The 26,123-nt window shown below is 33.8% G+C and carries 29 protein-coding genes; 11 read left to right on the forward strand and 18 right to left on the reverse strand.

What is annotated here, in order from left to right; genetic code table 11:
- Positions 1-26 precede the first annotated feature (26 nt).
- Positions 27-788, reverse strand: coding sequence for an exodeoxyribonuclease III (locus EAH81_RS19435; protein WP_140510282.1), 762 nt, complete (start codon positions 786-788; stop codon positions 27-29).
- A gap of 118 nt (positions 789-906) precedes the next feature.
- Here EAH81_RS19435 and EAH81_RS19440 point away from each other — a divergent pair, with 118 nt between their 5' ends.
- Positions 907-2,709 carry a GNAT family N-acyltransferase gene (locus EAH81_RS19440; protein WP_140510284.1) on the forward strand — a complete coding sequence of 601 codons (1,803 nt, stop codon included), beginning with the start codon at positions 907-909 and terminating at the stop codon, positions 2,707-2,709.
- 327 nt (positions 2,710-3,036) lie between these two features.
- Here EAH81_RS19440 and EAH81_RS19445 read toward each other — a convergent pair whose 3' ends face one another.
- The 3 genes from EAH81_RS19445 to EAH81_RS19455 all read right to left on the reverse strand — a co-directional run bounded on the left by EAH81_RS19445 (position 3,037) and on the right by EAH81_RS19455 (position 4,906).
- Complete coding sequence (locus EAH81_RS19445; protein WP_140510286.1) at positions 3,037-3,312, reverse strand: TM2 domain-containing protein; 276 nt, start codon at positions 3,310-3,312, stop codon at positions 3,037-3,039.
- Between the two features lie 15 nt (positions 3,313-3,327).
- On the reverse strand, positions 3,328-3,753 hold the full coding sequence (locus tag EAH81_RS19450; RefSeq protein ID WP_140510288.1) for a DUF805 domain-containing protein: 426 nt from the start codon (positions 3,751-3,753) through the stop codon (positions 3,328-3,330).
- Positions 3,754-3,958: 205 nt separating this feature from the next.
- The gene (locus tag EAH81_RS19455) at positions 3,959-4,906 is read right to left on the reverse strand and encodes a 2-hydroxyacid dehydrogenase (RefSeq protein ID WP_140510290.1); all 948 of its coding nucleotides are present in this window, start codon (positions 4,904-4,906) and stop codon (positions 3,959-3,961) included.
- Between the two features lie 333 nt (positions 4,907-5,239).
- Here EAH81_RS19455 and nhaA point away from each other — a divergent pair, with 333 nt between their 5' ends.
- The 3 genes from nhaA (at position 5,240) to EAH81_RS19470 (ending at position 7,413) form a co-directional block, all read left to right on the forward strand.
- Positions 5,240-6,385: a Na+/H+ antiporter NhaA gene (gene nhaA, locus EAH81_RS19460; RefSeq protein ID WP_140510292.1), complete on the forward strand. Its 1,146-nt coding sequence runs from the start codon at positions 5,240-5,242 to the stop codon at positions 6,383-6,385.
- A 75-nt stretch (positions 6,386-6,460) separates the two neighbouring features.
- On the forward strand, positions 6,461-6,859 hold the full coding sequence (locus tag EAH81_RS19465) for a hypothetical protein (RefSeq protein ID WP_140510294.1): 399 nt from the start codon (positions 6,461-6,463) through the stop codon (positions 6,857-6,859).
- An 11-nt stretch (positions 6,860-6,870) separates the two neighbouring features.
- Positions 6,871-7,413 carry a hypothetical protein gene (locus EAH81_RS19470; protein ID WP_140510296.1) on the forward strand — a complete coding sequence of 181 codons (543 nt, stop codon included), beginning with the start codon at positions 6,871-6,873 and terminating at the stop codon, positions 7,411-7,413.
- 212 nt (positions 7,414-7,625) lie between these two features.
- On the opposite strand, the gene proC is transcribed toward EAH81_RS19470, so the two are convergent.
- The 7 genes from proC to serS all read right to left on the reverse strand — a co-directional run bounded on the left by proC (position 7,626) and on the right by serS (position 15,592).
- Positions 7,626-8,402 carry a pyrroline-5-carboxylate reductase gene (proC, locus tag EAH81_RS19475; RefSeq protein WP_140510298.1) on the reverse strand — a complete coding sequence of 259 codons (777 nt, stop codon included), beginning with the start codon at positions 8,400-8,402 and terminating at the stop codon, positions 7,626-7,628.
- Positions 8,403-8,603: 201 nt separating this feature from the next.
- On the reverse strand, positions 8,604-10,010 hold the full coding sequence (mgtE, locus tag EAH81_RS19480; protein WP_140510301.1) for a magnesium transporter: 1,407 nt from the start codon (positions 10,008-10,010) through the stop codon (positions 8,604-8,606).
- Positions 10,000-10,779, reverse strand: a complete 780-nt coding sequence (gene rsmA / locus EAH81_RS19485; protein ID WP_140510303.1) for a 16S rRNA (adenine(1518)-N(6)/adenine(1519)-N(6))-dimethyltransferase RsmA — start codon at positions 10,777-10,779, stop codon at positions 10,000-10,002. Before rsmA ends, mgtE begins: the two co-directional genes overlap by 11 nt.
- A gap of 294 nt (positions 10,780-11,073) precedes the next feature.
- Positions 11,074-11,385: a DUF4286 family protein gene (locus EAH81_RS19490; RefSeq protein ID WP_140510305.1), complete on the reverse strand. Its 312-nt coding sequence runs from the start codon at positions 11,383-11,385 to the stop codon at positions 11,074-11,076.
- 124 nt (positions 11,386-11,509) lie between these two features.
- Positions 11,510-13,291 carry a tetratricopeptide repeat protein gene (locus EAH81_RS19495; protein WP_140510307.1) on the reverse strand — a complete coding sequence of 594 codons (1,782 nt, stop codon included), beginning with the start codon at positions 13,289-13,291 and terminating at the stop codon, positions 11,510-11,512.
- Positions 13,292-13,402: 111 nt separating this feature from the next.
- Positions 13,403-14,227, reverse strand: coding sequence for a prolipoprotein diacylglyceryl transferase (gene lgt, locus EAH81_RS19500; protein ID WP_140510309.1), 825 nt, complete (start codon positions 14,225-14,227; stop codon positions 13,403-13,405).
- A 93-nt stretch (positions 14,228-14,320) separates the two neighbouring features.
- The gene (serS, locus tag EAH81_RS19505; protein ID WP_140510311.1) at positions 14,321-15,592 is read right to left on the reverse strand and encodes a serine--tRNA ligase; all 1,272 of its coding nucleotides are present in this window, start codon (positions 15,590-15,592) and stop codon (positions 14,321-14,323) included.
- 326 nt (positions 15,593-15,918) lie between these two features.
- On the opposite strand from serS, the gene EAH81_RS19510 reads away from it, so the two are divergent.
- The 4 genes from EAH81_RS19510 to EAH81_RS19525 are packed head-to-tail and all read left to right on the forward strand — an operon-like array spanning position 15,919 to position 18,516.
- Positions 15,919-16,347, forward strand: a complete 429-nt coding sequence (locus tag EAH81_RS19510; RefSeq protein ID WP_140510313.1) for a MarR family winged helix-turn-helix transcriptional regulator — start codon at positions 15,919-15,921, stop codon at positions 16,345-16,347.
- A gap of 12 nt (positions 16,348-16,359) precedes the next feature.
- Positions 16,360-16,668, forward strand: coding sequence for a hypothetical protein (locus EAH81_RS19515; RefSeq protein ID WP_140510315.1), 309 nt, complete (start codon positions 16,360-16,362; stop codon positions 16,666-16,668).
- A gap of 4 nt (positions 16,669-16,672) precedes the next feature.
- Positions 16,673-17,953 (forward strand): MFS transporter, encoded by a 1,281-nt coding sequence (locus tag EAH81_RS19520; protein WP_140510317.1) that lies wholly within the window; start codon positions 16,673-16,675, stop codon positions 17,951-17,953.
- A gap of 5 nt (positions 17,954-17,958) precedes the next feature.
- Positions 17,959-18,516 (forward strand): isochorismatase family cysteine hydrolase, encoded by a 558-nt coding sequence (locus EAH81_RS19525; protein ID WP_140510319.1) that lies wholly within the window; start codon positions 17,959-17,961, stop codon positions 18,514-18,516.
- A 145-nt stretch (positions 18,517-18,661) separates the two neighbouring features.
- On the opposite strand, the gene EAH81_RS19530 is transcribed toward EAH81_RS19525, so the two are convergent.
- The 5 genes from EAH81_RS19530 to EAH81_RS27650 form a co-directional block, all read right to left on the reverse strand.
- Complete coding sequence (locus EAH81_RS19530) at positions 18,662-20,206, reverse strand: patatin-like phospholipase family protein (protein WP_140510321.1); 1,545 nt, start codon at positions 20,204-20,206, stop codon at positions 18,662-18,664.
- Positions 20,207-20,317: 111 nt separating this feature from the next.
- The gene (locus EAH81_RS19535; protein WP_140510323.1) at positions 20,318-20,680 is read right to left on the reverse strand and encodes a PKD domain-containing protein; all 363 of its coding nucleotides are present in this window, start codon (positions 20,678-20,680) and stop codon (positions 20,318-20,320) included.
- Positions 20,681-20,779: 99 nt separating this feature from the next.
- Entirely contained in the window at positions 20,780-21,346 is a 567-nt protein-coding gene (locus tag EAH81_RS19540; RefSeq protein WP_140510325.1) for a hypothetical protein, read from the reverse strand.
- A gap of 189 nt (positions 21,347-21,535) precedes the next feature.
- A complete protein-coding gene (locus EAH81_RS19545; protein ID WP_140510327.1) occupies positions 21,536-22,078 on the reverse strand; it encodes a DUF4375 domain-containing protein in 543 nt (180 codons plus the stop codon).
- A gap of 68 nt (positions 22,079-22,146) precedes the next feature.
- Positions 22,147-22,317 carry a hypothetical protein gene (locus tag EAH81_RS27650; protein WP_170214144.1) on the reverse strand — a complete coding sequence of 57 codons (171 nt, stop codon included), beginning with the start codon at positions 22,315-22,317 and terminating at the stop codon, positions 22,147-22,149.
- 216 nt (positions 22,318-22,533) lie between these two features.
- Between EAH81_RS27650 and EAH81_RS19550 the strand changes: the two genes are divergently transcribed.
- From EAH81_RS19550 to EAH81_RS19560, 3 genes are read left to right on the forward strand one after another with little or no spacing between them, the layout of a single operon-like run.
- Entirely contained in the window at positions 22,534-23,256 is a 723-nt protein-coding gene (locus EAH81_RS19550; protein WP_140510329.1) for a hypothetical protein, read from the forward strand.
- Positions 23,257-23,258: 2 nt separating this feature from the next.
- Entirely contained in the window at positions 23,259-23,849 is a 591-nt protein-coding gene (locus tag EAH81_RS19555; protein WP_140510331.1) for a hypothetical protein, read from the forward strand.
- A gap of 11 nt (positions 23,850-23,860) precedes the next feature.
- Complete coding sequence (locus EAH81_RS19560; RefSeq protein ID WP_140510333.1) at positions 23,861-24,553, forward strand: outer membrane beta-barrel protein; 693 nt, start codon at positions 23,861-23,863, stop codon at positions 24,551-24,553.
- Between the two features lie 148 nt (positions 24,554-24,701).
- Here the strand turns inward: EAH81_RS19560 and EAH81_RS19565 are convergent, their stop codons facing one another.
- The gene (locus EAH81_RS19565; protein WP_140510335.1) at positions 24,702-25,115 is read right to left on the reverse strand and encodes a helix-turn-helix domain-containing protein; all 414 of its coding nucleotides are present in this window, start codon (positions 25,113-25,115) and stop codon (positions 24,702-24,704) included.
- A gap of 357 nt (positions 25,116-25,472) precedes the next feature.
- Complete coding sequence (locus tag EAH81_RS19570) at positions 25,473-25,877, reverse strand: helix-turn-helix domain-containing protein (protein WP_140510337.1); 405 nt, start codon at positions 25,875-25,877, stop codon at positions 25,473-25,475.
- Positions 25,878-26,123 lie beyond the last annotated feature (246 nt).

Below are 26,123 nucleotides of genomic sequence, written 5' to 3' on the forward strand. Positions count from 1 at the left end.
CCTTTCAACAAGAACAATACCAAACTTTACTCGATTTCAACTAAAACCGGACAATGATCTGAGTGTATGGCGTCCGGAAGAATTACAGCACGCTTTAAACGGTGTTGCAGCGAATCGCTTACCAGATTATAATCGATACGCCAGCCTTTATTGTTTCCTCTGGCTCCGGCGCGGTAACTCCACCATGAATAATGATGTGGGTCTTTGTTGAAATGACGGAAACTGTCGACAAAACCAGACTTCATAAATCCGTCAAGCCAAGCGCGTTCTGAAGGTAAAAATCCTGAAACGGTTTTGTTACGAACAGGATCATGAATATCAATTGCTTCATGGCAAATGTTGTAATCGCCACAAATAATAAGGTTTGGAATCGTTAGTTTTAATTCGTTGATATACGTTTGAAAATCATCCATAAACATAAATTTATGATCTAATCTCTCAATATTTGTTCCTGACGGAAGGTATAAACTCATTACGGAACAATCGTCAAAATCAGCTCGAAGGTTACGTCCTTCAAAATCCATGTGATGAATTCCGGTTCCAAAAACAACATTATTGGGTTTTATTTTAGACAAAATTGCCACTCCGCTGTAGCCTTTTTTGGTTGCAGGATAATAATATTGATACGGATAACCCGCAGCAGTAATAGCATCAACGGGAATTTGCTCTTGTGTCGCTTTTATTTCCTGAAGACAAATTACATCTGGATTTGCCTGTTGCAGCCATTCGATAAAACCTTTGGTAATCGCGGCACGTATTCCGTTTACATTATAAGAAATAATTTTCATCAGTGTTTTTTTAAGGATTCCAAATGTAATAAAAAAGTGGAAAGTTTGTGTTTGAATCAACGAAAAGTAGAGTTTTTTGTTATCTTTGTTCGCTGCTCTAATAAATTAAAAATAGTACATGGGTTTAGTTACCGCGAAAGAAGTTGCAAAGGCAATAAATGTTGATAAGTACGGAGTTCTTGGTACTTTTTCAGGCTGGATTCTTATGAAGGTCCTTAAGATCTCTACCCTTAATAAAATTTACGATCATAATAAACATTTAGAAGACCTTGCGTTTTTGAACGGAGTATTAGACGAATTGCAAATTAAGTTCGAAATTCCGGAAGAAGATTTAAAGCGTTTACCTAAAGATGGTGCTTATATTACGATTTCAAATCATCCGCTTGGAGGAATTGATGGCATTTTGCTTTTGAAATTAATGCTCGAAAGAGAACCTAATTTCAAGATCATCGCCAACTTTTTGTTACACCGAATTGTTCCGCTTAAAAAATATATCATGCCGGTTAATCCTTTTGAGAATCATAAGGATGCTAAATCGAGTGTGGTGGGAATCAAAGAAACTTTACGCCACTTAAGCGATGGAAAACCATTGGGAATTTTCCCTGCCGGGGAAGTATCGACTTATAAAGACGGAAAATTAGTTGTGGACAAACCTTGGGAAGAAGGTGCTTTGAAGTTGATCAGAAAAGCTAAAGTTCCGGTTGTTCCGATTTATTTTCATGCCAAAAACAGCAAATTGTTTTATTGGCTTTCTAAAATCGATGATACTTTGCGAACTGCAAAATTACCATCTGAATTGCTTACGCAGAAGGATCGTGTAATTAAAGTTCGTATTGGTAAACCAATTTCTGTAAATGAACAAAACGAATTTGAAACGTTTGAAGATTATTCTGAGTTCTTAAGAAAGAAAACCTATATGCTGGCAAATCCTTTTGAGAAGGACAGCAAACTTATCGATACAGCAAGTTTAAAAATTCCGAAAGCACCAAAAAAAATCGTAACACCTGCAAGTGAATCAAAAATGATTGACGAGGTGAATATGCTGAGAAATAGCGACTGCCGCTTATTGCAAAGTAAAAACTATGAAGTATTTTTTGCAAGAGCGAAATCTATTCCGAATGTCTTGCATGAAATTGGTCGTTTGCGTGAAATTACTTTCCGTGAAGTTGGTGAAGGAACGAATGAATCTATCGACATAGACAAATTTGACCAATATTATCACCATATGTTTTTATGGGATGACGAAACCAAAAAAATTGCCGGTGCTTACCGCATGGGATTGGGTTCTGAAATTTATCCTAAATACGGAATTGAAGGTTTCTATTTGAATGACTTATTTAGATTCGAACCTGAATTGCACGATATGATGCATAAATCGATCGAAATGGGTCGTGCTTTTATCATCAAAGAATATCAGCAAAAACCAATGCCTTTGTTCCTTTTATGGAAAGGTATTATTCATACTACTTTACGTTATCCTGAACATAAATACTTATTAGGCGGTGTGAGTATTAGCAATCAATTCTCTGATTTCTCTAAATCATTGATGATCGAGTTTATGAAATCGAATTATTACGATCCATATATTGCACAATACATCCACCCGAAAAAGGCTTATAAAGTAAAACTGAAAGACGCTGATAAAGATTTTATCTTTGATGAAGCAGAATCTGATTTGAATAAATTTGATAAAATCATTGACGAATTAGAACCTGGAAATTTACGTTTACCTGTTTTAATCAAAAAGTACATCAAGCAAAATGCCCGTGTTGTAGCTTTCAACGTCGATCCTTTGTTCAACAATGCCATAGATGGTTTAATGTACATTAGAATCGCAGATATTCCTGAAAGCACTATGAAACCGGTTATAGAAGAGTTTCAAATAGAATTGGAGCGTAAATTATCTGAGAAAGAAGATTAATCACCGATTAGTATAAAAAATAAAATCCCATTTGCTAAAAAAGCGAATGGGATTTTTTAATTACAATTTCTTCTCCAAACTAGGTTTGTTGTTCTTCCCCAATCAATTTACCAAATCTTTATTTTTCAGATCAGATGTAGTCCATTTTACATCTAAATCCTTTTAAAAGACAATTAAACCTTGCTTGTAAAGAGTTGCAATATTACTTTATAAAAAGATTAGATTTATCCCCTAAAAGTCATTTAAACAAGAAAAAAAGATATTTATAAATAACGGATTAAAAAGAAAAATCCCATCTGCTGATGCGGATGGGATTTCTTTTATTTTTTAGAACCAAGGCTTTCTACCAACCTGATACGTTTGATAAAAATCTTCGTCTGTTTTTGTCAGGTAGATAATTCCTTCGATAAGACCTATTAAACTGCCTAGTCCGCACAAAAGATTAAGAAGTATTTGAATTATTCCTTCTTTAGTGTAACCCAAATAGAATTTATGAATCCCTAAAGCTCCAACTAAAATCCCTAAAATTCCGGCAGCAACTTTTTTGTTTTCTTGTCTTGGCGTTGATGGAGTATTCCAAGACTCTGGTTTTGTATTTTCCATTATATCAGTTTTTAATTATTGTAATTCAACTTTTCCAATTTCATTAATGTCTTCAATTTCATTCTTAGGATCCGGGCCATATTGATTTGGACCTGGATTTCCTTCAGTACAAAACAAAATTAAGATCCAGATTGCTCCAACTACTGGAATAAAAGCAACTAAATAAAACCATCCACTTTTACCAACATCGTGTAACCTTCTGGCAATAACAGCTAAACCTGGCAAAAGAGTAGCCAAAGAATAAAGAACAAAAAGACCATATCCAACGAAAAAACCTGTCATACCATCTCCAAAAATTCCACCAATACTAGCTCCAATAATTATTAGTAAAATAGAAACTAATCCATTGGCAAGTGCAAAATACCAATATTCGCTTCTTCTTGCGCGACCTTTAAAATTGCTGTAATTTTCAAAAACAACTTTTTTGTACCATTCAATCATAATAAATAAATTAGTTAATTAACGCCTACTCTTTGGATTTTCGGATACTCCTTTTTAAAATTTTGTTAAAATTTGGAAACAATATTAAAAAAAAATAAGCTTATAAACTAATTCTGAAGGTTACTTTTACAGAAAAAACCTGTTATTAAAAATCAAACAATTTGAACTTGAAAAACGCAACTCAGTAATTATCAGGAAATAAAACTTACTTCTTATAAACCGCTTTGATTTTATCGACAATAACCTGCGCCAAACGTTCGTGACTTTCAAAAGTCCAGCCTGCAATATGCGGTGTAAGCAAAACATTTTTGGCTTCTAGTAAATATTGAAAAGCTTCCGGAGTATTATTATCCTGAAATAAGGTTTCGAAAGATAATTTCTCATACTCCAAAACATCTAATCCTGCTCCCAGAATCTTTTTAGACTTCATAGCTTCAACCAAATCTGCTGTAACGATATTTTTACCACGTGAAGTATTTATAATCCAAAATGGCTTCGAAAATGCGTTTATAACATCAGCATTGACCATTTTGTCCGTTTCCGGAGTCCACGGGAGATGTAAACTCAAAACATCTGTTTTTTGCTGTAATTCTTTCAACGAAACTTGTCTGGCATTTTCATCGCCTATATTTTCCAGAATATCATGAAACAAAACTTCAACTTGAAAACCACGAAGTTTTTTAGCAAAAGCTTTTCCCATGTTTCCGTAACCAATAATCCCAACCGTTTTTCCGTCTAATTCATGACCACGATTACTTTCACGATTCCAATGTCCGGCTTTTATTTCGGCATCGGCCTGATTCAAATTATTAAATAAGGATAGAATTACGCCAAGCGAATGTTCTGCAACAGCGTTGCGATTACCTTCTGGCGCAGCGATTAAGTGGATTCCTTTTGTCTCGGCATACTCACAATCGATACTTTCTAAACCCGCACCAACTCTGGCAATAAACTGCAAATTGGTGGCTTTGTCCAAAAAGGTTTTATCAATTTTAAAACGGCTTCGAATTACGATTCCGTTATAATCCTGAATTTTAGATTCAATTTCTTCTTTGGAAGATTTAAAATCGGCGTGATTTTCAAAACCCGCTTCTTCAAGTTGTTTCCAAAGAATGGGATGATTGCTGTCGATATGTAGAATTTTTATGCTCATTACTATTAAAATTTATAAAAACAAAAATACAGTTTATTCTTTATTTAAGTTATTCTTTAAGTTTACTCTTTTCCAATCTCGCAAAATCGCAGAGCCGCAAAGTTTTTCTTCTCGAAGATTCTGCAGATTTAGCAGATTTTTTTTGGAATCATTTTAATTCTTTAATCTGTGACATGAAATAAAAAAACTTTGTGCCTTAGCGCCTTCGTGGCAAATCAAAGCACTAAACCAGTCAAAATTTTTAATTGGCTATTATTTTTTTTAACTTTGAAAATATAAGATTCACCATTTCTCGCTGAATTCATCCTTTCTAAATTATAATTCCCCTCCAATATGAAACTAACCAAGACTTTTAAAGCCTTTTTTGAAAACGAAAAATCAGGAGGAATACTTTTACTCTTTGTTACGATTATCTCACTTTATCTCGCCAACTCTTCTTTTCAGACTGAATATGTTGCCTTTTGGGAAAAAGATTTGGGAGGACATTCGATTACACATTGGATTAATGACGGTTTAATGACTATTTTCTTTTTGCTGATTGGTCTTGAACTGGAACGCGAAATTTATCATGGTGAATTATCGAGTATTAAAAATGCTTCTTTACCAATTATGGCCGCTCTTGGAGGAATGTTGGTTCCGGCAGCAATTTTCCTGGCTTTAAATTTTGGTACCGCAACTCAAAACGGAGCCGGAATCCCAATGGCGACAGACATTGCTTTTGCAATTGGTATTTTGTCACTTTTAGGAAAAAAAGTTCCGTCATCGCTTAAAGTGTTTCTTACGGCTTTGGCGGTTATTGACGATCTGGGCGCTATTATTGTAATTGCAGTTTTCTACACAACTACTATTTCTTTTATAAATCTTTCTATTGCTTTAGGAATTTGGGGTTTATTGTTTATTTTGAATCGAATGAAAGTTCAAAACTTGATTCCATACTTAATTGGAGGAGTTATAATGTGGTACTTTATGCTCAACTCAGGCGTTCATGCAACTATTACCGGAGTTATTTTGGCTTTTGTAATTCCGTTTGGAAATGGTGACGAAAATTCTTCTTCGTATAAATTGCAGCACTTTTTACATAAACCTGTTGCTTTCTTTATTTTACCGCTTTTTGCGATTGCAAATACCTGTATCGCAATTGAATCTGACTGGCATGAAGGTTTAAATCATCCTAACACATTCGGAATCATTTTAGGTTTGGTTGTTGGAAAACCTCTCGGGATTTTACTTTTTTCTTCTATTGGCGTGAGTGCAGGTTTATGCACTTTACCAAAAAGCTTAAAATGGGCACATATCTTAGGCGCAGGAATGTTGGGTGGAATTGGTTTTACAATGTCGATCTTCATTACCATTTTAGCTTTTAAAGATCCCGAAACTATTGTTTTTTCTAAAATCGCCATTTTAATTGCTTCCATACTTTCCGGCGTTTTTGGATTAGTCTATCTGAAATATACGGTTTCGAAGAAAAAAGTTGTTTAGAAATTGTTTTTCACGCGGATTCTGCAGATTAACGCAGATTTATTTTTCTTCTTAAACTAAAACAATCAATATAAAATGAGAAACTATTACTTTTTAGTCATCACTTTTTTATTTTTATCTTGCAACAAAAGCAAAGAACTAAAAGCCAATTTTATTGATCAAACGCTTGACTTAATTATTGAAAATTCAAATGAAGAATCTATTGAATTTCCTGATTTATATGCCAATCTTACCAACAAAATTGATGATGATAAAGATGAAAAATTAAAGCTTGTTGAAAAATTAAAACTTAAAGGTTTCAAAATTGTAAATTGGGGAAGAGGAAATAATCCACCAACTGGTCCACGAATTGTATCTGTATCATTGAGAAAAGAAGAATGTGAGTGTGAAGTCACAAAGATTTATTATTTCACTGTATCTGAATCTGAATACAAAATGACAGAAAAAATTAAATGTAAAGCAATAAAACCATAGTAGTCAACGGCATGAAATCAACATCTAAAATTTTCTACGCAATCTTTATCCTGTTATCAATTACAGCTTGTAATAATAAAAAGCCAGAACCAATTGTTGAGAACAAAAATTTTGATTCTATTGTTCCTCAAAAAGCCAAAAGTGAAGAATCAATAGAAGGTTTATACAAAACACAGCCAGATCCAAATAATGCTGACGAATGTGAAATGTCTATTGAAATTTCTAAAGTAAAAAATGATTATTTCTATTTTCTAAAAACTAAACTTCGAAAATTAAAAGGCAAAGCAACATTTACTACAAATGAATCCGGAGAAAAATATCTTGTTTTAGAAAGTATTAAATGGGATGATTATGAAGGTGATATCAGCAATGAAGATGAAACTGATTCCATTTCTGACCAAAAACCAGAACATAAGGAACTTGAAATTCCCGTTGGAATTGATGCGAGTTATGTAAAAGATACGCTAACCATTCAGAATTATGGTAATTCGATGAATTCGTATACTAAGATTTCAGAGTGTGGGAGAAAATATATACAGCTTATAAAAAAATAAATCCCAATTTTTGAAATTCCAAATTCCAATTATCGACAATCTTGTCATTTCAATGGAGAAATTGCAATAGAAACTCCGTGCATAAAGTTGCCAATCTTTGACGAGTTACGAGTGTGACTTCTCCTTCGTCGAAGTGACAAAAAAACAAAAAATCCCAAAATCCATATTTAAGTTGGAATTTGGGATTTTTTATATTGGAATTTCTTTTAAAATTATCCCTTTATCTGTTTCAAAGAAGTCTTAATACCTTTGATCAAAGAAGAACTAAAGCCATTATGTTCCATTTCGTTCAAACCGACGATTGTACAGCCTTGTGGCGTTGTTACACGGTCGATTAATTGTTCCGGATGTACTTTCTCTTCTAATAACATTTTTGCAGCTCCTTTTACCGTTTGTGCGGCAATTGCTAAAGCGGTTTGAGAATCAAATCCTATTTCGATTCCGGCTTGCATCGAAGCACGAATATATCTTAACGCATAAGCTGTTCCGCAAGCACCAAGAACCGTTGCAGCATCCATTAATTTTTCGTCAATAACCGGAGCTGTTCCTAAATCCTGAAACAAATCAACGATTGGCAATGCTTTTTCTCTGTCCTTTTCAGGGAAAGAAATACAAGTTGCAGATTCTCCAAATTGTGCTGCAATATTTGGCATGATTCGGATTACCGGATATTCGTTATTTGTTTTTTCCTGAAGCATGTCCAAAGACAATCCGCTTACTGCTGATGCAATAGTTTTACCTTGAATTACCGGTAAAATTTCTGCCAATACGATATCTACCTGATAGGGTTTTATAGTTAAAATTACCACATCGGCTTCTTGAATATTATGTTTGTTATCTGATGAAACCGTAATTCCATACTCTGATAAATATTGAATACTTGCTGTATTTCTTCGGGTAACCGTAACCTGATTACTTTTTGAGAACTTTGCAATTCCCAAGGCGATAGAAACTCCAAGGTTCCCTCCTCCTATTATGTGTACTTTCATTCCGGGTTGGTTTTTTTGATTATTTTTGGTTGGTTAACAGCCTATTTTTCGACGTGTAAATTACGCAGATTTTACAGATTTTAAATCACTGTAATCTATCAATTTGTGGCAAAAATCTAAAAGTCAAGAATCATTCCGGATATTCCAAAAGCATTATTTAATAAACAAGCCTCTTACAATATAAACCGGATCAATTTATTCTTAAAGCAACTTCCCTTTTAATAACAAAGATGCGATTGTAAAGTAAATCACTAATCCCGTTACGTCTACCAGAGTAGCCACAAATGGTGCTGATGAAGTTGCGGGATCCAGTTTAAGTCTTTTCAGTAAAAATGGTATCATAGATCCTGAAAGCGTTCCCCACAAAACGATAAAAACTAACGAAAGTGAAACTGTCGCTCCAATTGCCAGCCAATGTTCTCCATATTCATAAAGTCCGGTTTGTTGCCAAATCATAATCCTGATAAAACCAACCACACCCAAGATAGCTCCTAATAAAAATCCGGATGCAATTTCTTTTTTCATTACATACCACCAATCCTTTAGTGTCAGTTCTTTCAATGCCATTGCACGAATAATCAATGTTGCTGCCTGTGAACCGGAATTTCCTCCACTCGAAATAATAAGCGGAACAAATAATGCCAAAACTACTGCTTTCTCAATTTCTCCTTCAAAAAATCCCATTGCAGATGCCGTAAACATTTCACCAATAAATAAAACAACAAGCCAGGTTGCTCTCTTTTTCACCATTTCACCAAGACGCGTTTGAACGTATGGCAATTCTAATGCTTCAAGTCCCCCGAATTTCTGAATATCTTCGGTATCTCTTTTTTCTATTTCGTCTTTTATGACGTCAATAATATCATCAATTGTAATGCGACCTACCAAACGTCCTAATTCGTCTACAACAGGAATGGCTTCCAAATCGTATTTATCCATCATTCGGGCTACCTCGACATCTGGAGTTTCAACGTTTACGTGATATAATTTTCTAATATAGATGTCAGAAATCTGTGTTTTTGTAGAAGTCGTCAATAAATCCTTAAGTGACAATCTGCCTTTAAGCCTGTTTTCGTCATCAACAACATAAATAGAATGTACCCGTGAAACATTTTCTGCCTGAATACGCATTTCTTTTACACAAGTAAGAACGTTCCAGTTTTCGTTGACTTTCACCAACTCTTTGTGCATGATACCACCCGCAGTATCTTCGTCGTAGCGAAGTAAATCGACGATTCCTTTTGCGTGTTCAACGTCCTGAAGTTCTGAGATTACTTCGGCTTTTCTGTCTTTTGAAAGTTCACCAATAATATCTGCCGCATCATTGGTCTCCAATTCGTCCAGCTCTTCAGCGATTTCTTTAGGAGAAAGTCTATTTAAGATTTGTTCACGTAAATCATCCTCTAATTCCAGAAGAATCTCGGCTGTTTTCTCGCTATCTAAAACCTTAAAGATATAAGTTGCTTCATCAATGTCAATTTCATCAAGGATTTCAGCGAAATCCGCGTGATGCATGTCATTTAATAAAATTTCGAGCTCCTTATTGTTTTTAGCTTGAATGAGTTGAGCAATTTGTTTTATTAGCTCTTTGCTGATTTTAAACTCCATCGGCTTCTATTTTTTGAGTCAAAACAATAAATTCCTCCACGCTTAATTGCTCCGGACGCTTATCAAAGATAGTGTCTAATCGCAATTCATCTGATAAATTTAATGTTTTCAAACTGTTACGTAATGTTTTTCGTCTTTGCTGAAAAGCCGTTTTTACAACTGTAAAAAATAACTTCTCACCACAAGGAAGACTATAATCTTCCTTTCGGGTCATTTTCATCACACCCGATTTCACCTTGGGCGGAGGAATAAAAACGTTTTCATCTACCGTAAACAGATACTCAGTAACATAGAAAGCTTGTGCTAATACGGATAAGATTCCGTATGCCTTTGAGCCTTTTTTCTCGCATATTCGTTGCGCAACTTCTTTTTGAAACATCCCCGAAAATTCCGGAATCTGATGTTTGTATTCTAAAGTTCTAAAAACGATTTGCGTAGAAATATTATATGGAAAATTTCCAATTATAGCGAACTGCTTATTTTCGTAAACCTCGTTTATATTGTATTTCAGGAAATCCTGAGAGATAATCTTATCTTTTAATTTCGGATAATTTTCACCCAAATACGTCACAGATTCTCCATCAATCTCGATCACGTGCGTATTAATTGGTTTGTCAAGCAAATACTTAGTCAACACACCCATCCCCGGTCCTATTTCTAAAACCTCATCGTATCCTTTTAAACTTAAAGTATCTGCAATTGCTTTGGCGATACTTTCATCTTTCAGGAAGTGTTGTCCTAAATGTTTTTTGGCTTTTACTTTTTCCATTTTATTTATTGTTTGCCGTGAAGGCACTAAGGTTTTTTTGCCACGAAGGCGCTAAGACACAAAGTTTTATTTTTTATTTCTATTTTACCACGAAGGCTCAAAGACACAAAGCTCTATTTTTTTTATTCTGTTTAGCGATTATTTTTCGCCACGAATTGCACAAATTTTCACAAATTCAGAACATTATAAATTATCTGTGTAAATCCGTTTAACCCGCAAAATCAGTGGGCTATTTTTTATTAAGATTCAGTTAAAGCTTTCACATGCTAAAAACCGAGACTGAAAACTAAAAAACTAGTGTTCCGAAATCACTTCCAATTCTGTTCTGAAAGAAAGCATCTTATCAGCAAATAATCCCAAAGCTTCCTGATGAAAAGCGGGTTCGTCTTCTATATAATATTGATCTAAAGTTTCCTTACTGTCAGTAACATATTGAACCGAATACGTAATTCCGCCCATTTCTTCTTCGATTAAAACCCTTACGATTCTTGCTGAAGAAAATTTATTGGTAGCCAGAATTTCCGGTATGTGTTTTTCCTGCATCCATTTTAACCATTGGTCATGTACGCTTTCATGTATATTGGTGGTAACGTTGTAAATAATCATATTCTTTGATTTTAGATCTTAGATTTTAGATTTTAGATTCTCTGCTAAAGCTTAAAATCTAAATGTCTAAAAATCCCTAAATCTCTTTATAAATTTTAATCTATTGGAATTTGCTTTTTGGAATTTACAAATTCTTATCTCCTCTTAATTCCCTGTATTTTTTTCTCGCATCAACAAAATAAATACTGTCCTGATGGTTAAAAATTACTTTCTCATACAAAGGCTTTGCTTTTTCAGGATCATGCAATTCATCGTTGTAAATTTCCGCCGAAAAAAACAGCGCTTCATCAACATAAATTCCGTCGCTATGATTGTCAATGATCTGCTGGTATTGGCTTAAAGCCGAATTAAAATCTTTCAGACTTTCATAAACTTTACCTAAACGCAACAATGTTACCGCTTCAATTTCCTGCCCTTTGAAAGTTTTCAAAATACTTTGAAACTGTGCAATTGCTTCGGGTTTCTTATTCTGATACATTAGAAAATCACCTTTTGCAAACTGCTTTAAAGCTGTTTGTGTCGAATCTGCAACCGTATTATCATTAATCAATAAAAAATATTCAAGAGCATCATTGGCAATCAATTGTGTATTTGCCGCTTTCAACTCTTTAAATTGTTTTAAAGCCCATTCAAAATCACCTTTATAATAACTCGTTTTTGCGGCTTTTAAACTTGCTTCGTGCGCCATTACATCATTCTTTAAATCCAACTGAATTTGTGAATAATAAATTAACGCCTGATTGAATTTTTCTTCTAAAAGCAAGATATCAGCCAACTCCATCTTTGCATCTGCTTCCTGATAATCATTCAAATTTAATTCCAGCGCTTTTTTAATAATTGCCTTGCCTTCTTCCGTCTTTTTTAGATTGAAAGCCAGGAAATGCGCCTGAATTATTTGCAAAGATAAGGTAAAAGGAGTTATTTCATAGGTTGTGAGCAATTGTTGTAGTTCAGTATTGATAATTGGATAGTCTTTTTCCTGTGCTTTATCGATTTTAATTTGCATTAAATACGAATTAGTCTGCACCAATAAATCTAAATCCTTAGTATTCTGCAAAATAAAATTCAGAATTTCCTCCGCAGTATCCGTGTCATCTTCGTTCATTGCAAACTGACTTAAATTTACAATACTCGAAAGGGATTCCGGTTCGCGCTTATAAATGGCTTTTTCCTGAATAAAGGCTTTCCCAAATTCTTTTTGCTGTACATAAAACCAACTTAAATAATGGTTCCAAAACACATCCTGATCTTTCTGAGTTCTTAGGATTAATGCTTTACGCATTGCATCTTTAAAAGCCGTATTATCTGTTTCGCCACTCATAAAGCGCGACAATTGTGTCTGAATTAAATTAGAATTCTGTGGATTATTATAGGATTCCGTCAATAAAAGTTCGATCATTTGATCTGTCTTTCCTAACTGTCCGTACAACATCCCGATTTGGAAATTGAAATTATAACTTGGTTGTACCACCATAGCGGTTTGATACGCTTTTAAAGCATATTCCAGCAATACTTTTTTCTCAAAAGAATTTCCAATTCCGTAAACGTCATTCGGACTGGTTTTAATTTTTTCTATAGCCTGTTCGTAGTAATTTTTGGCTTTGGCTTCATTTTTCTGTAATTGAAAATTATATCCCAATTCTACCAAAAAAACTCCTTGTTTATATCTGTTATATCGATCCTGAATTGCTTTTTCGGCAATCGCATATTGCTGCAATTGCTGGTAACAATCTACTGTTCTTAAAAAATATTGCGTATTGGATGGTGCACCGGCTAAAAGCTCTTCATAACTGATTTTAGCTTTTTCGAAATCACCTTTATCGTAGTAATATTGCGCAAGCTGCTCATTTTGTGCTAATGCAAAAGTAGACCACAACAAAACGATATAGATAAAGATGTTTTTCATATTTCAGTCTTTTTTAGTATTCAGTGGCAGTATTCAGTTTACAGTCGCAGTATTCAGTCTCAGTTTTAGCGCAATCCAAACTGAAAACTGCGACTGCGACTGTAAACTAAACTAAATTTGAACGCGTTTCTTTGTTTTCCAAACGATCAATGATAAACCAATTAAAATAAACGGGATACTTAATAGTTGTCCCATATTAATTGGCATATTATTTTCAAATGCTTCTTGATTTTCTTTGAAAAATTCAATTATAAATCTTGCTAAAAACAATAACGTCAGGAAATATCCAAAAATTAATCCATCGGCTTTTCTAATTTTATCGGAATTATACATCCAATATAAAGTTACAAAAATTAATAGATAAGCAAATGCTTCGTACAATTGCGTTGGATGCCTCGGAATCATATCGTCTCTTTGAAAAACAACTCCCCAGTTTCCGTTAGTTGGCTTTCCGTAGATTTCAGAATTCATAAAATTTCCTAATCTGATAAAAGCTCCGGTAACAGGAACTCCAATTGCCATTTTATCCAAAAGCCATAGGAACTTCACTTTATATTTTCGGCAATATAAAATCATTGCTATCAAAACTCCAATTGATCCTCCGTGACTTGCTAATCCCTGATAACCAACAAATTTATAAACTCCTGCCAATTTTTGAATTGGCAAAAGTATTTCTATCGGATGTTGCAAAAAATAAGACGGCTCATAAAAGAAACAATGCCCTAATCTGGCACCTAAAATTGTTCCTACGATTACGTAAACCAGTAAACTATCCAGATTGTCTAACGAAAGATTTTCTTTCTTATAAATATTTCTTACGATATAATAGCCAACTAAAAGCCCACAGGCAAAAAGAGCTCCGTAATATTTTAAAGGAAAACTATCTGTTATCATAACAATAACAGGATCTACATTCCAATTTAAAATTCCCTTCATCTTCCTCTTTTTTTTGTTTTAGTATTAGTTTAAATTAAGAAAACCTAACAGGTTTTAAAAACCTGTTAGGTTTAATCCTAAAGTACTATAAAATTAATTTATAATATCAAATCCACAGTAAGGGCGTAAAACTTCTGGAATTACGATTCCTTCCGGTGTTTGGTAATTTTCTAAAATCCCCGCCAAAACTCTTGGCAAAGCCAATGAACTTCCGTTAAGCGTGTGTGCCAATTGGTTTTTTCCGTCTTTGTCCTTGAAGCGTAATTTCAAACGATTTGACTGAAAAGTCTCAAAGTTAGAAACTGAACTAATCTCTAACCAACGATCCTGCGCTGTAGAAAATACTTCAAAATCATAGGTCAAAGCAGATGTGAATCCCATATCGCCACCACATAAACGTAAAACTCGGTATGGCAATTTTAATTCTTTCAAAATATCTTTCACGTGCTCAACCATTCCGTCAAGCGCTGCATACGAGTTATCAGGATGTTCAACACGTACGATTTCTACTTTATCAAATTGGTGTAAACGGTTTAATCCACGAACGTGCGCTCCGTAAGAACCTGCTTCACGACGGAAACATGGCGTGTATGCGGTGTATAAAACCGGTAATTCAGTTTCGCTTAATAAAACATCACGGAATAAATTCGTAACAGGAACCTCAGCGGTTGGAATCAAATATAAATCATCAATTGTTGAGTGATACATTTGTCCTTCTTTGTCCGGCAATTGTCCTGTTCCGTAACCTGAAGCTTCGTTTACCAAATGCGGAACCTGAACTTCATTATATCCTGCGGCGGTATTTTTATCTAAAAAATAATTGATTAAGGCACGTTGCAAACGAGCTCCTTTTCCTTTGTAAACCGGAAATCCTGCACCCGCAATTTTTACACCTAATTCAAAATCGATGATATCGTATTTTTTCACCAATTCCCAGTGTGGTTGTGCACCTTCATGCAAAACCGGAATATCTCCTTCCTCGAAAACATTCAGGTTATCGTCCGGAGTTTTTCCTTCAGGAACAATATCAGCAGGAAGATTTGGTAACGTATATAATTTATTGGTTAATTCGACAGCCAAAGCTTCTGCTTTTTCGCCCAATTCTTTGCTTTTTTCTTTTAATGAAACGGTTTTTTCTTTTAAGATTGCGGCTTTAGATTTCTCTCCCGCTTTCATTAATTCGCCTATATCTTTGGACAATTTATTAGATTCGGCTAAAGTATTATCTAATTCAACTTGTGTAGCACGACGGTTTTCGTCTAATTGCACCACTTCTTCAACAACACTTTTAGCATCGATATTTCGTTTTGCCAAAGCCTTGATTACTTTCTCCTGATTCTCTCTAATAAATGCGATTTGTAACATAGCTTACTTTTTATAACTATTGTATTTTTTTATAATGGAAGCAAATTTAAGGAAATGTTTTATAAGATTACGACAAAGTTTAAAAGGAAAAGCTATTTTGAAGGTTATTCTGCAAAGATTTACAGCCGTTTTCTATTTCAGATTAACAATTGTATGGATTATCGCGAAGCCTCGGGACAACCCTACAAAATAAATAAAATCCAATTCAAAAATCTTTTCCGAATTTTAATTATGTGAAACTTTTCATAAAAATTAAATTCCTCAATCAAGGAAAGCAATTTTGTTTTAATTTTGTAAGGTTACCTAACAAGTTTAACTTTATAAAAATGAAAACTAAAGAATTAGCTTCATCATTGCGTACCGTTATATCAATCTTACATAAGAGTTTACGCAAGCAAATGTATTCTGTAAATTCTCTTTCATTGACGGAAATGGAAACTATTGGGCATTTGATTCGGAATACGACTTTACTTCCATCCGAACTTGCAAATTTGACCCGGGTTAAAACACAATCGATGTCTCAGATTATCAAAAAACTCGAGGAACTGGAAATCATTACGAGAACTCCTTCTACAAAAGATGGCCGAAAAGTCTATATTTCGTTAACGGAATATGGAAAACAAGCAGTGGAAAAAACAAGATTTGATCGCGACGAATGGCTTACTGAAGCTATTGAACAAACCTTAACACTTGAAGAGATAGAATTACTCGAAAAAGCAATTCCCGTTTTAAATAAAATTGTCCCTATTAACTAAAATAGAACTTTTATGGAATGGTATCATTATTTCATGGGTTTCTGGTCGGGAATGTTTCTCGCCAACTTTGTTCCTCATTTTGTCAACGGAATTTCCGGAAACAAATTTCCAACTCCCTTTGCTAATCCGCCGGGAAAAGGGCTATCATCGCCAACTGTGAATGTACTTTGGTCGCTGTTTAATTTATATATTGGATATCTTCTTTTTATAAAAGCCAAAATTTCGACGGAAAATAATATCTCGGTATTTATTTTCTTCTTGGGAATTGCCTGTATAAGTATTTGGCTAAGCAAAAGATTTTCTAATAAAGAAAAAGGGTAAATCGATGACAAACATTTTAAACATCAGAACTTTTAAAGCTTTTCAAAGCCGAAATTATGCTTTGTTTTTTGGAGGTCAGTTGATTTCCCGAATCGGAATGTGGATGCAGCGAACTGCTGTTGTCTGGATTGTTTATAGCATGACACATTCGACCTTTATGTTGGGATTAACTGTTTTTGCAGAACAATTTCCTTCTTTTCTTTTTTCGCTTCTTGGCGGAGTGGTAGCAGACCGAAACAATCGTTATAAAGTTTTAATGATTACCCAGATAATTTCGGCATTACAAGCCGTGCTTTTAACCATTTTAGTCTTTATGGAGCATTATGTTATTTGGGAAATACTGAGTTTAAGTGTTCTTCTCGGAATTGTAAATGCATTTGATATTCCGGCAAGACAGCCTTTGGTTCACGATATAATCAATAAAAAGGAAGATTTACCAAATGCGATTGCGCTTAATTCGACCTTGAATAATCTGGCAAGATTAATTGGTCCTTCCTTATCGGGCATTGTATTAACGCAATTTGGCGCTGGAAACTGTTTTTTAGTAAACGCAATAAGTTTTATAGCTGTAATTATATCCTTAATGCTAATGAAATTGCCTCCGTACAAACCAACTCCAACAAAAAAGAAAATTTCTACGGACTTAAAAGAAGGTTTGCTTTATCTTAAAAACACTCCCAAAATTAGCGTTATCCTGATCATGTTATCTCTTTTGTGCTTGCTAGTTGTTCCTTACAACACTTTATTACCTGTTTACGCCAAAGTAATTTTTAAAGGCGACGCTGCAACATTTGGCTACATCAATAGTTTTATTGGTCTTGGTGCGGTTATCGCAGCAATATATCTGGCTTCGTTAAAATCGAGCACAAACCTTCATAGAATATTGTTTACAAATACGGTTATTCTGGGAATTAGCTTAATCGTGTTTTCACATCTTAACATTTTTCCAATCGCAATGGCAATCGCAATTATTTGCGGATTTGGAACGATGTCACTTATCCCAATTTGCAATACAATTCTACAATTAGAAGCCGATGAAGCAATGAGAGGTCGTGTAATTAGCTTTTTTGCTATGGCGGCTTTTGGAATGATTCCGATAGGAAGTTTATTTATCGGAATGGTTTCTAAATATGTCGGCGCACCAAACAGTTTACTTATTCAGGGAATTATTGCATTGCTTATTGCTCTTTCGTTTTATTTATTTTATAAGAAAAAGAAAAGAGACCGTGCATTATTAATTCCAATTAATACGGAAGAAACGGATACTATTAACAATCAAATTTAAAGAATATGAATCAAAATACTGCTTTACTCGTAATGGATATGCAACTGGGGATTCTATCCACTTTTACAGAATCTTCTGCAATAATAGAAAATGTTGCTAAAGCAATTGAAATTGCAAGAAACAAAAACGTCCAAATTATTTATGCCCGACTTGGTTTCAATAACGGAGCTTTGGAAATTAGTTCTAATAACAAGGTTTTTGCCACAACAAAAGAGCGAATTAAAGAGATTAATCTGGAGGAATTTTCGAAAATACATCCAGAATTGGTGCCACAAACTAACGATATTATTGTCACTAAACGCCGTGTGAGTGCTTTTACCGGAAGTGAACTGGAAGTAGTTTTAAGATCAAATGACATTAAACATCTTGTTCTTACCGGTGTTGCCACAAGCGGAATTGTATTATCGACGATGACTGAAGCCAGCGACAAAGATTATAAAATCACTATTTTGTCTGATGGATGTGCAGATCGCGACGATGAAGTTCACCGCGTTTTAACGACAAAAGTTTTTTTGCGTCATGCAAATGTGTTGACTATTGAAGAATGGAAGAATCTCGAATAACATAAAATATTGCGCATAAAAAGACGGATTAAAATCCATCCCTACAATATAAATCGAGCCGAAGGCTCTTTCTTCAAGTTCCGGAGGAACGAACTATTTTGTAGCAACGGATTTTAATCCGTTGAAAACATGGACACAACACGCCTTATTTATGCTCCACCAACAATTCTTTCAATTCGTTTGTTTTTAAATAGGTGGCGAAACGTCCGGAAAGCAGTAACATTTCTCTTTCTTCGGGCGTAATTCTTAATTTAGTTTCGACGTGTGAAGCATATTCATAGAGAAGTAAAATTTGTCTTGGCGATAATTCGCTAAACTTTTCTTTGTCTAATGTGGCAACGATTACTACGCCGTCTTTATCTTTTTTGAAGGCATCTTCGCCAAATTTACTCAGAAGTTCTTGTTTAAAATTAGCATATAGTCTTGACCAACTGCTCGAATCGTCATTTGTATTTTTTAATTCAATCACTAAATCTTCATAAGGCTGATCTTTATCCAACTTCAATAAATAATCTCTAATGGTAGTAAAACCAATGATTTGATAATTTGTAACGGGTATTTTATAGCGTTCAAAAGTGTTTTCGACATCTTTGTCAAAAGTCATATATCGGGTTTGAACAGTGTATAAAGAAGCGGTTTCAAACAACGAAATCAGTTTGATTTTGGCATCGTTTACATAAGGTTCTTTTTTTCCTTGTCCCAGACAATCTATAAAAAGTGCTTTTTTATTCTTATCGTCTACTTTAGTATCATTATGAAGTAATTCAACAAGAGTTTTATAGCCCATATTATCTGAAGCACCGCCATCGACAATACACAATATTTTATCTTTATTTTTTACTCCAAATTTCACTTTTGGAAGAACTCCTGGAAAAGCTGAACTTGCTGTAATGGCATACGTAACGGGAAAATTATATCCGTCATTGATCTTGTTTTCATTCAATGCGATATCTGCCTTATTGGGCGCCAAAGACGAATCGAGATTTAAACCTCTAATAATATGCGGCATAAACGGAATGCGCTCTCCGTTGTTAAAAGCCGTTCCGTTTGCCACAAACATGGGCAAAGAAGGCGTTTGCTTACTCGTTTTTGAAACAAAGAAATCTGATAATAACATTTGAGTTCCAAACTTATTGGCATTCTCAGGATTCGTTGCGTCGTATTGTAAAATATCCGAATCTATTCGTTGCGTCATCGATATTTTATCGCCTTTTTCGTTTCGGCTATTGTTTAGAAGTGATAAAATATTCGCCGATTTATCAACGTAATCTTTATAAGCATCGGCTTTGGAAAAATAGAATTCATTGAAAGTGCAATTGTCATAAAACAATTTATTTTTTAGAATCGTCAAATAATATCCCGCCGAAAAACAGCCTCCGGAAACGGTGGAGTAATAATCGATCTCATTTAGAAAATTGCGCTGTCCATCACTTTCCTTAATTTCTTCTAATCCTAAAAGTACGCCCATACTAAAAAACTGAGCACGCGAACCTCCGCCCGAAATACCAATTCCAAGCGCAATATTAGGGTTTTGAAACCTTTTGTCCCGTTCCTGAACTGATTTGTAGTCACTTAACGATACAGTAGGTATAGAATTATAATTGATCTCTGAAAACAGACTTATTTTATTTTGAGAAAATCCTATCTGAAGAAAGAGGAGAAACATTATCTGGCTGTATCGATATCTCATTTTGGCTTTTTTAAATCACAAAAAGCGAAGTTACAAGAAACTAAAACAAGTTAAAACTCAAATAATGAAATCTTTAACAATAAAAATAATTCTTTGAACTTGCCTTTTTCCTTAATTGACTGTAACACTTTTTATTGGCGATGCAGTACAGGTTGCCTTTCCGTGCTGAATCGTGATATCAGCTTTTACATTATAAGTTCCCGCTGTAGTGTAGATATGCGATAATGTTTTACTAGTTGTGGTTTCGCTTGTTCCGTCGCCAAAATTCCATTTGACAGATTTAAACTCATAACTTCCCGTATAGTCAACAACAAAATCAACTTTTTTAACATTTGCAGGATCAGTCGTATGTTTGAATTTCATAAAAAAAGATTCTCCAAAGCAATCAATTCCTTTTTCGACATCAGATTTGCTGCAAGAATAACCTAAAACTAATACTGCAACAATACATACAATTTTAAATTTCGTTTTCATGGTATCTGGATTTTTCAATTAGTATTTGTATTGACATTTCTACAAATATAATTAATATTCGTCGATAGTTTCCTGATAATTATCATCAAAAAGCCTTTTCTATTCAACATTAAACAATCTCAAAATATAAGAAAGCTCGTAAACGATAAAAAGCACTGCCAAAATAGTATGGAATACTTTATTGTGAACTTTGATGGCAACCAAACAAAGTAAAACATGACTAATAATCCTGATATAATATTCTGTTTGATTGTATAGAAAGTAGTCGCCGCCTTTGATTGCAGTATCAACCAAATCAGCAATAAAGCTTATGGCCAATATCGCAAAAAACCAATTTTTTCGCGAATAGAAATAATCTTCATAGCCTGTATAATCGACTAAATCATCCGGATATAAAATAGCGCATAACAGGTAATAAATAAGGATATAACAAATGATGAAAAAATAGTCTACAAAATACCATTCCTGAATAAGCTTGAGATTAAACTCCCACCACCAAAAATGAATAATAAGCAAGAAAACATAAAACACCCAAAGCGAATGCACAAAATAGATTTTCTTTCGCCCGGGATGCTGAATAAATATCACAGAACCCCTAATGAGATGTGTTAAACTCAACCCAAGAATAATTCCTATAATTGATTTGATGTGTGTAAGTTCTTCCATAAATAATCAAATTTACATAGAACTAAAATTAAGGTAATTAATTTAAATACAGATATTTATAAAGAGTAATTTACCACAAAGTCGCGAAGTCACAAAGCAATTTATTTTTAAACTTTGCGGCTTCGCGACTTTGCGATATTAAAACATAACCTCTGTACCTTTGAACCTTTTGCCTCTCTGAACCTAAAACTAAGCTCTCTTAATCTCATGCCCCACATATTCCTCCAAGGCAGCAAACATATCATCAACAGAAAGCGCTTCGAAATCCGGGTGATTTTTCAGGAAATTAGCATTCAATGTAATTAGGTTTTCTTCTAATTCATAGAATGTATCGTTATTAAGCAAGTCGCGCGTTGGGTTTACGCCTTCTAATTTTCCGCTTACAAATTTATTCAGTTTAACGCTGCTCATCAATTTGACTTTTTTGCTTTGTTGCTGAAACAATTCCAAATGTTTTTCGGCTCCAATCAAAGCCAAACCTTCTTCGATAAGTTCGTTCAATTCTTTATTCCAACCAGATCTGTAAACAAACTGAGCAAAATTTCCTTCTGCATATTGCGAATAATAATAATCCAAATAATAACTCATCAATGCATCTTCATGAATAAATTCGTCATCAACACCTTCCTCGCGCATTAAATTGATTACCGAAATATTGGAATGAATCACATCGTGAAGATTTTCACTATTCATTGCCGTTTCAGAAACTATTATTCTACCAAATTCTTCCATTTTGTTTTGTTTTGAGATTGTTTTGCAAATTTCAGATAAATTAAAACAGAAAAGAAATACTATCCAATTTAAATAACATCAGATCCGTCAGTATTCTTTTTTTCGTTCATTTTTGCAACCAAAGCTTTCAATCGCAAGGCGCTTTCTTTCTTTTCGGCTTGAAGTTTAGCTTTTTTTCTATTCAGCAATTTGGTATGCAAAGCCTTGTTTTTGGTATTTTTTTCGGGTCCTTTTGCCATGATAAATGATCTTCGTTAATTTCAGTGTACAAAGTTTGATACAAATTTCGGTTAAAATAATGAAGAACCAAACATTTCATTAGTCAAACAAAACTGTATGAGACAATTAGCTTTCATTCATAGTAATATGTTTTTTTAATCAAAAAAAAATAGTAAAAACCTTAATAACATATTATACTTTAGTCCTTTTTTTAATCCAAAACCAAACGTTATTTTATGAAAAAAACATTACTCTTTCTATTGCCCATTGTTTGCAGTATTTCATTATTTAGCTGCTCAACAAACGAAGCAATTACATGTTATCTTCCTGCAAATGTAGCTTCGAGCAACTCACCTTTAGTTCCCGGAGGAACATTATTATTGAATGCCGACTCGGCTTACAGTTCAGATGTAAGCTACAATTGGTCAGGTCCTAATAACTTTCACTCCAATTTACAAAATCCAATTATTAATAGTGTTACACCTTCTATGACAGGAGAGTATAAGCTAAAAACAAATAAAGGAATCTGTGAAAGCAGCGAAAGTATTGTCGTTGTTGACATTAATGCGCCAAATATCCCATGTAATCCGGTTAAAAACACAATGATTTTCGAAAAAGCAGGTCTTGGTCCGCTTACATTTGGTTCTGTGTACTCATCCCATGTTAATGATGATTATTATATTACAGCAGGTTCACTAGAAGCTACCCTTAAAATAGAGTTTGCCAGTAACGTAATTCCAATACCTGGAATTTACAGTATATGCAGTAGTTGTCCAACTTCTTTCATGAAAAGCAGTGAAGTGTGTGTTAGCCTGAATTATGTTACTTTCTCGCATGCCAATAGTGGATTAGTATATGTATCCTTAGTAAATGGAAAATTAACAGCTACTTTTTGTAATGTAATTTTCGATCAGTCTCCCTTTACATTAAATTCATCCGCAACAATAACTGAAAATTAAAAATGAAAAAATTATTAATACTTCTACTTTTTACTTTCTCAAGTTCTTTTGCACAAAACTCATACATCGTTGACAAAAAAGGAACTAAAACCTTTATTCGAGGAGAACTAACCGATGTTCTCTTGGTCGATAAAAGAATATCATATGTAAATGTGGGGAAAAGCTGGGAAAAGTACATTAAGTTTAAAGATCTCGATTATGCAGTAATTGGTCCAAGTTTGCTAAAATCATTTCACCTGAACCAGCAGAAAAGAGCAGAGGTCTATTTCGTTTTTGGAGAAAAAACAGATAAAAAACTTATTGGTGTAGCCACAACTACAACAACAACTCAGGGAACAATGTCAAGCTCTACTACACTTTATGAATTGTATGTTATAGATAACAATGAAACTGTTATAGAGCAAATTATTACCAGATCTGGTAAATCAGAAGAAAAAATAGAACAGCGGGGGAAAATAGCAGCAATGATTAGAAAACATTTTCCTGACTGCCCGGATTTAATAACAAAACTTGAAAAATATGATGTTGCTGACGAAAGAAATGAAACAATCTTATCCTTTTTTTCAGACACAGAATATATTAATTGCAAATAACAACCTTAATAATGAAAAACCAAACATTGCTTTTTATTAGCGCATTACTTTTCAATTTATCTATGTATAGTCAGGCCCCAAGAGGATTATATGCTTCCGCAGGGTTTTCTCAAACAAATTTAAAATCATCTGATTTACTTAGTGAATCTAAACCGGGCTTTCAAATTGGTTTAAATGGGCTTATGGGCTACCATGAAAATTACAATTTCCAATTAGAATTTGCCTACAGACAAAACACTTTAGACGTAAAATATGTTGAAGACACTTTTGAAGAGGCAAAAAAATCAAAATATAAATACTCCGATCTTAATTTTGGTTTTTATGTTAATTACTACATTTTAAAACCTGAAGAAGATGAATTCTTTTTGGGACCTCAGGTTGGTATGTTTCTGGCTGTAGTAGATCCTCTTGCACCTTCTAAGGGCGCAGATGTTAATGACCAACTATATTTGCCCCACTTGCTTAATGAATCTGACTTAACAAATTCTGCAAAATTTAATTACGGTTTCGGCGTAGGCTTAACTGGTGGCTATAATAATTTTAGATTTGATTTAAGATATAGCTTGGGTATGGCTAATCTATTACAAGATGTACAAATAAACAGTTATGATGAATCACATAATTACACTGGTCCAACTCTTGAAGGCAAAACCAATACTATATCATTTGGAATAAGTTATAACATATTTCATTTCAAAAAATAGTTGGCTTTAATTTATTATTCTTTTCAATCACAGGTTTATTCTCTTTACTACCTTAAGAAGGACAAGATAGTGTATAAAAAAACCTTTGTCAAAGTTTTTAAACTTTGACAAAGGTATATAACGATTTAGCAATTGCTTTTCGAGTAAATTATTTTTCGCTTAGTAACTTTTCTAAAAAAGCAACTCTGTCTTTTTCGGCTTGAATTAATTGTTGATACAGTTTTTTATTTTCTTCAATTGATTCAAGAAATTTATCTAACGGATTAAAAGTACAACCATAACTAATTGCAGAACCATTATTATTTTCTATATCAATAGTATTTCCAATAATATTAAAAACAGCTTCTTCAGAAAAATTCCTAATTACTTCGGCAGGAACGCCCAAAGCTTCAGCAATTGCTTTTAGTTTTTCGTCATCAACACTTTCGCTTCCTTCAATAATAGAAATAGATTGTTGCGTCGTGCCAATTGCAATCGCAAGTGCTTCTTGTTTCATATCTCTAAGCTCTCTGATTCGGCTTATGTTTCGCCCAATATGTTTTGGTTTTATTTCTGTGCTCATAGTTCAAAGATATTTAAAATTCTGCTACATTTTCCGGTTTGGTAGAAAACAAGCTTGTGTTTGTGAGATACATTTTACAAATTGATTTCTACCCTTCAAAAATACAATTTTTCTGACTATTGATGATTTTTAATATAATGAATAATGTTTTTTTGGGCGTTCCCTTCGGTCGGGCTATTCGCTGCAAGTCCTCGCACTTCCTTCGTCAGGCTGTGGGCTTTTCGCTGCTATTCCTAACGCGATCTTGTATAGCATTTCTTCCTTTAAAAAGACAACATTTCACATAAAAAAACCTTTGTCAAAGTTCAAAACTTTGACAAAGGTGTATAACGATTTAGCAATTGCTTTTCGAGTAGATTATTTTTCGCTTAGTAACTTTTCTAAAATAGCAACTTTTTCTTTTTCACTTTCAACCAATCGCTCATAAAGTTTTTCATTCTTATCAAATGCTTCAAGAAGTTTATCTAATGGATTAAAAGTACATCCGAAACTAACTACAGATGAATTATTTTCTGCAGTATTTCCAATAATATTAAAAACAGCTTCTTCAGAAAAATTCCTAATTACTTCGGCAGGAACGCCCAAAGCTTCAGCAATTGCTTTTAATTTTTCGTCATCAACACTTTCGCTTCCTTCAATAATAGAAATAGATTGTTGCGTCGTGCCAATTGCAATCGCAAGTGCTTCTTGTTTCATATCTCTAAGCTCTCTGATTCGGCTTATGTTTCGCCCAATATGTTTTGGTTTTATTTCTGTGCTCATAATTCAAAGATATTTAAAATTCTGTTACATTTTCGGAATTTGGTAGAAAACAAGACTGTATTTGTAAGATACACTTTACGAACTTATTTTCATAATAAAATTGCGTAATCCTAAATATAAAAATCGAGCTAGATAAATTCAATTTTTATAAAAATTAAAATAACATTCTAACGCAACCTTTTACAAAAATAATTATCTGTTAACAAGGAGAATAGCATAACATATCAAAGCATTTCTCATCACCAA

The organism is Flavobacterium pectinovorum, from assembly GCF_006438875.1.
Taxonomy (GTDB): Bacteria; Bacteroidota; Bacteroidia; order Flavobacteriales; family Flavobacteriaceae; genus Flavobacterium; species Flavobacterium pectinovorum_A.